The 1,201-nt window shown below is 67.5% G+C and carries 1 protein-coding gene; it reads left to right on the forward strand.

Annotated elements, in window-relative coordinates:
* A partial coding sequence (locus tag ACWDAS_RS41450; protein WP_450401155.1) for an IS256 family transposase occupies positions 1 to 1,161 on the forward strand: 1,161 nt, incomplete at its 5' end.
* Between the last annotated feature and the right edge of the window lie 40 nt (positions 1,162 to 1,201).

Below are 1,201 nucleotides of genomic sequence, written 5' to 3' on the forward strand. Positions count from 1 at the left end.
GAGGGCGGGCTCCTGCAGCAGCTGACCAAGCGCGTGCTGGAGTCCGCTCTGGAAGGCGAGATCACCGACCACCTGGGCTACGACAAGCACGACCCGGCCGGTACCGGCAGTGGGAACTCCCGTAACGGGGTGAGGTCCAAGACCGTGCTGACCGACGTCGGCCTGGTCGAGATCGCGGTGCCGCGGGACCGCGACGGGAGCTTTGAGCCGCAGATCGTCAAGAAGCGTCAGCGGCGGCTGACCGGCGTCGACGAGATGGTGCTGTCGCTGTCCGCGCGGGGGCTGACGCACGGAGACATCTCCGCGCACCTGGCCGAGGTCTACGGCGCCAGCGTGTCCAAGCAGACCATCTCGACCATCACCGACAAGGTCATGGACGGGATGGCCGAGTGGCAGAACCGGCCGCTGGACCCGGTCTATCCGGTGATCTTCATCGACTGCGTGCACGTGAAGGTCCGCGACGGTCAGGTCGCCAACCGGCCGATCTATGTCGCTCTGGCGGTGACCGTGGACGGCACCCGCGACATCCTCGGCCTGTGGGCCGGCGACGGCGGCGAGGGCGCCAAGTACTGGCTTCAGGTCCTCACCGAGATCAAGAACCGCGGCGTCGAGGACGTGTGCATGGTCGTCTGCGACGGACTGAAGGGCCTGCCCGATGCGATCGGCACGGTCTGGCCGCAGGCGGTCACGCAGACCTGTGTGGTCCATTTGATCCGGGCGTCGTTCCGCTACGCGGGCCGCCAGGACTGGGACAAGATCTCCAAGGCGCTCAAGCCCATCTACACCGCACCGACCGCAAGCGCGGCCGAGGACCGCTTCCTGGACTTCCAGGAGGAATGGGGCGCGAAGTATCCGGCGATCGTGCGGCTGTGGGAGAACGCCTGGGCCGAGTTCGTGCCGTTCCTGCAGTTCGACACCGAGATCCGCCGCGTCGTCTGCACGACCAACGCGATCGAGTCGGTCAACGCCCGCATACGCAAGGCCGTCCGGGCCCGCGGGCACTTCCCCAACGAGGCCGCCGCCCTCAAGCGCGTCTACATGGCCGTCATGAGCCTGGACCCCACCGGTCAGGGCCGCAAACGCTGGACCATGCGCTGGAAGCCCGCCCTGCAAGCCTTCGACATCGCCTTCGACGGCCGACTCTCCCTCGGCCGCCGCTAACTCACACCACCCGAGTTACACCGTTCGTTGGACAGACCCC

The organism is Streptomyces sp. NPDC001070 (assembly GCF_053598835.1).